The 4,592-nt window shown below is 72.7% G+C and carries 4 protein-coding genes; 2 read left to right on the top strand and 2 right to left on the bottom strand.

What is annotated here, in order from left to right; translation table 11 throughout:
* Nucleotides 1-264: 264 nt before the first annotated feature.
* Nucleotides 265-870 carry a hypothetical protein gene (locus VGR37_07505; GenBank protein HEV2147233.1) on the top strand — a complete coding sequence of 202 codons (606 nt, stop codon included), beginning with the start codon at nucleotides 265-267 and terminating at the stop codon, nucleotides 868-870.
* Between the two features lie 109 nt (nucleotides 871-979).
* Here VGR37_07505 and VGR37_07500 read toward each other — a convergent pair whose 3' ends face one another.
* Nucleotides 980-1,900 carry a putative sulfate exporter family transporter gene (locus tag VGR37_07500; protein ID HEV2147232.1) on the bottom strand — a complete coding sequence of 307 codons (921 nt, stop codon included), beginning with the start codon at nucleotides 1,898-1,900 and terminating at the stop codon, nucleotides 980-982.
* 271 nt (nucleotides 1,901-2,171) lie between these two features.
* Here VGR37_07500 and VGR37_07495 point away from each other — a divergent pair, with 271 nt between their 5' ends.
* Entirely contained in the window at nucleotides 2,172-3,479 is a 1,308-nt protein-coding gene (locus VGR37_07495) for an erythromycin esterase family protein (protein ID HEV2147231.1), read from the top strand.
* Nucleotides 3,480-3,726: 247 nt separating this feature from the next.
* Here VGR37_07495 and VGR37_07490 read toward each other — a convergent pair whose 3' ends face one another.
* A complete protein-coding gene (locus tag VGR37_07490) occupies nucleotides 3,727-4,260 on the bottom strand; it encodes a superoxide dismutase family protein (protein HEV2147230.1) in 534 nt (177 codons plus the stop codon).
* Nucleotides 4,261-4,592 lie beyond the last annotated feature (332 nt).

Here is a 4,592-nt window from a genome sequence, read left to right as displayed (position 1 = left end):
GAGGCTCCCCCGGCGGTGCGAAACTCGCCCGGCCGGCGGAGCGAGACGGGGTTGCCGCGCGGGCTCACACAAACGCACCGCCTGCTGAGCCTCCCCCCGCCTCCCGATCACCCCTTCCGGTCTGCCTGGATTCGGCATCATGCCAGCAGTTGCACTCGTGTGTGCCTTCTGCTCCAGCAAGTACCGTAAGGCATACGGCGGCAGTATCTTGAAGGCCAGACTCCGGGGGATGGAGTCGTTCAGGTTCAACATCCGAGTAGTTCAATGGCTGCAACAGGCATTTTCATTATCGTCGGGACGGCGATCGGGCTGATCCGCGCGCTCCCGCAGCTGCTCCGGCTCGTGCGGACCCAGGATGCGCAGGGCGTTTCGGCGGACTCGGCGGGAACCATCAGCGTCGTCAGCTTCGCCTGGGCGGCCTACGGCATGCTCACCGACCAGGTCGCCGTGGCGCTGGCCAGCGGCGCGTCGGCGGTGATGTTCGGCATCGTCACGGCGGTGGCGCTTCGTCTCGGCCGCCGAGTGAGTGAGATGCGCACGACGCCCGTCTGGCTGATCGTACTGGCGTTCGCCGGCTCGGTCGGCGGCGCCCAGGGACTCGGCTTGCTGCTGCCCGTCAGTGTGCTGGTGGCGAACGTGCCGCAGCTCCTCGTGGCGTGGCGGGAGCGCGACCTGAGCGGCCTGTCGCTGGGAACCTGGGTGCTCTCCGTCGCGGAAGCTGCCGTCTGGGGCACGTACGGGCTGCTCGCCGGCGACCGGGCGATCCTGGTCCACAACGTTCTGCACCTGACTACGAGTGGCGGGATCGTTCTGCTGCGGTTGGCGAAGACGAGACGGTTGGGGCAGGAGGCGCTGGCGGGCTATCCTTGACCCCCACGGCTGGGGGCGCGGCTGTCGAAGGTCGGCGCTCCCGACATGACCGTCCCGGTGGACCGAAACGGATGAGGTTCGTTCGGGGAGCCGGCGACTCAGTGCGGCCCTATCCCGGCGGGAGGAGCCGCACCACCGCCAGCAGGGCGAGCGAGGTCACGGCGGCCCAGAGGAGCACCCCCTGCACCAGCGGCCGGAGACCCACCGCCCGCAGCGTCGCCCGGCTGAGCCCGGCGCCGATCAGGAAGAGCGTCAGCACCAGTCCCCTGCGCGCGAGACCGGCCAGGCTGTCCAGCGCCGGGGCGGCGGCGGCAGGGAGGAGCGTGCGGGTGACCGCCGCCAGCAGGAAGAAGCCGATGAACCAGGGGATCCCCGCCCGCGCGGCCGCGTCCCTCCCGTGGGCGGCGAAGGCGCCGGGTGAGCGGCGCACCAGGGCGGCCGCGCCCAGCGTGAGCGGGACGATCCAGAGCGCCCGCGCCAGCTTCAGCACCGTCGCGCTCCCCAGCGCCACGTCCCCGTACGCCGCCGCCGCGCCCACCACCGAGCTGGTGTCGTGGATGGCGACCGCCGCCCACACCGCGAACTGCTCCTGGCCCAGCCCCAGCAGGTGTCCCACCGCCGGGAAGAGGTAGAGCGCCACCGCGTTCAGCACGAACACCGTCGCCAGGGCGACGCTCATCGCCTCCGCCCCCGCCCCGATCACCGGCCCCACCGCCGCGATGGCGCTCCCCCCGCAGATGCTGGTGCCGGCGGTGATCAGCAGCGAGGTGGCCCGCTCCACCCGCAGCCAGCGCCCGAGTAGCGTCCCCAGCAGAAGCGCCACGACGATCCCGGCCACCGTGTAGCCGATCCCGGTGGCGCCCGCCTCCAGCACCGCCGCCAGCGGCATCCCGAACCCCAGCCCCACCACGCTCGCCTGCAGCAGCACCTTCGAGGCGCGCGCCGTCCGCTCCGGGAATGGATTGCCCGCCGTGAGCGCCAGCGCCGCGCCCAGCGCCAGGGCGAGCGCGGGCGAGGCCCACGGCGTCACGCAGAAGAGCGCGAGCGCGGCAAAGAGGAGGCGGTGCGGTGTGCCGGCGGAGTGCGGATCCAGGGGCTCGCTCGAAAGTGAGGGTGGTGGACGCCCGGTCCGGGAGGCGCCAAGATGGCGGGGCGGGCGGGCGGGCACAACCGGCGGAGCACGCCGCGCTCCAGGGAGCGCCGGGTCGATCCTTGCAGTGCCCCACCCCCGCCGCGCGCCTCCGCGGGGAGGAGCAGAGGCGCGCCGCGGCCAAGCGTGAACCGCCAGCAAGGAGCCCGACATGCCCGAGAGCGACCTCATCGCCCGCATCCGCGAGGTGCAGCACCCCCTCCGCGGCGCCGACGACCTGGACCCGCTCCTGGACCGCATCGGCGACGCGCGCTTCGTCCTGCTGGGCGAGGCGTCGCACGGCACCTCCGAGTACTACACCTGGCGCCACCGGATCACCGAGCGGCTGGTGCGCGAGCGGGGGTTCTCCTTCGTGGCGGTGGAGGGCGACTGGCCGGACTGCTACCGCGTCAACCGCTACGTGAAGGGGTGGCGCGACTCCGGCTCCAGCGCGCGCGAGGTGCTGCACGCCTTCGACCGCTGGCCCACCTGGATGTGGGCCAACGAGGAGGTGGCGGCGCTGGCGGAGTGGATGCGCGAGTGGAACGCCGACCAGCCCGAGGAGCGCAAGGTGGGCTTCTACGGGCTGGACGTGTACTCGCTCTGGGACTCGATGGAGGCGGTGCAGAAGTACCTGGAGCGCGTGGACCCGGAGGCCGCCCGCCGCGCCCGCCGCGCCTACGGGTGCTTCGACCCGTACGGGGAGGACGTGCAGGAGTACGCCATGGCGACCGCACTCGTCCCCACCTCGTGCGAGCAGGAGGCCGTCTCCATGCTGACGGAGATGCGCCGCAAGGCCCCCGAGTACCGCGAGGACGGCCGCGAAGCGTACTTCAACGCCGAGCAGAACGCCCTGGTCGCCCGCAACGCCGAGCTGTACTACCGCACCATGGTGCGAGGCGGCCCCACCTCGTGGAACGTCCGCGACACCCACATGATCGAGACGCTGGGGCGGCTGATGACCCACCACGGCCCCGACGCGAAGGCCATCGTCTGGGAGCACAACACGCACATCGGCGACGCGCGGGCCACCGACATGGCGCGCGCGGGGATGGTGAACGTGGGGCAGCTCGCCCGGCAGGAGTGGGGGGACGACGACGTGGTGCTGGTGGGCTTCTCCTCGCACCGCGGGAGCGTGATCGCCGGGGAGGAGTGGGGCGCGCCGATGGAGCGGATGCCGGTGCCCCCCGCGCGCGACGGGAGCTGGGAGGCCGTCTTCCACGCCGCGGGCGCCGAGGACCGCCTGCTGATCACCGACGACCTGGCCGGCGCCGAGTCGTCCATGGACCCGCTGGGCCACCGCGCCATCGGCGTGGTCTACAACCCCGGCGCCGAGCGGTGGGGAAACTACGTCGCGACCGTGCTCCCCCTCCGCTACGACGCCATGCTCTACATCGACGAGACGCAGGCGCTCCGCCCCTTGCACTTGGAGACGCACGAGACCGGCGAGCCCCCCGAGACGTTCCCGTCGGGGATGTAGAACGGGGCGGGCCCCCTCACCCCCCGGCCCCCTCTCCCCCGCAAGCGGGAGAAAGGGGGAGAACGGCAGGGCGCCAGCGCGTTGTCTCCGCCGCGCGCGAGCGAAGCCCCTCTCCCGCTTGCGGGGGAGGGGTTTGGGGAGGGGGCCTACGACGGCGCCCCCACCGGGATCTTCCGACAGGGGCGCCGTTCCGCACGTCGCACCTCGCACTCCCGCACTCCGCACTCTCCGGCCCCGCCGGGGCCCCCTACCGCTCCTCGATCACCCCGCAGGCGATGCGCGCGCCGGAGTTCCCGGACGGATCGGTCCGCTGGTCGTCGGCGGTGGCGTGGATCACCAGCGCGGTGCCGCCCTGCTTCAGGAGAGGGTTGGTCCCGCGCAGCGTCACCACGGGCGCGACCACCTCCATCGCCCCCTCGCCGTCGGCGCCCACCGTCAGGTTCGGCAGGTCGCCCGCGTGCGGACCCTGCGGGTTCTCGAGGCCGTGCTGGCGCCCGGTGGGGTCGTAGTGGCCGCCCGCGGTGGTGAAGCCCGGCGGGTCGCACACCCCGTTCTCGTGGATGTGGATGCCGTGCGTCCCCGGTGGGAGCCCGCGCACGTTCACGTTCACCCGCACCCCGCGCTCCGCCTCCGTCAGCACGGCGATCCCGACGGGGCGGCCCTGCGCGTCGATGAAGCGCACCGTGGCCGCCGTCGGGTCCTTGCCGCCCGCGCCCATGGCGGGGGCGCACCCCACCGCCAGCAGGAGGACGGCCCCCGCTCCCATCATCCGGTTCCTCATTCTCTCTCCACGGTGGACGGTTCTCGCGTGCACCCGCGCTCCGACAGGAATACTTCCGGCGGGCCTCCGCAAGAGGCGTGCGTCCCCCGTCGGCAGAGCTACTAAGAAACTAGTTGACACGAAGGCACGGGCGGATTATCCTCTACTAAGAGTCTAGTAGATGGCCTCGCGACCCGCCGGAGGACGACGCATGGTCTTCACGTGGATGCTGTACTGCACCGCGGTCTCCGCCCTCGCCGCGCTCGGCGCCTTCGCGCTGGAGCGGGCGCTCGGCCCGCTCGGCCGGCCGACGCGCTGGGCCTGGGCGGGGGCGATCGGTCTCTCCGTGGTGC

The organism is Longimicrobiaceae bacterium (genome assembly GCA_035936415.1).
In the GTDB taxonomy this organism is placed as follows: Bacteria; Gemmatimonadota; Gemmatimonadetes; order Longimicrobiales; family Longimicrobiaceae; genus JAFAYN01.
Note: the sequence above shows the minus strand (reverse complement) of the source record. Positions and strands in the feature narration are given on the sequence as shown.

What these genes read in the sequence shown, in the direction of transcription:
- VGR37_07505 (HEV2147233.1), top strand. Translation starts at nt 265, where the DNA reads ATGGCTGCAACAGGCATTTTCATTATCGTCGGGACGGCGATCGGGCTG.
- VGR37_07495 (HEV2147231.1), top strand. Translation starts at nt 2,172, where the DNA reads ATGCCCGAGAGCGACCTCATCGCCCGCATCCGCGAGGTGCAGCACCCC.
- VGR37_07490 (HEV2147230.1), bottom strand. Translation starts at nt 4,260, where the DNA reads ATGAGGAACCGGATGATGGGAGCGGGGGCCGTCCTCCTGCTGGCGGTG.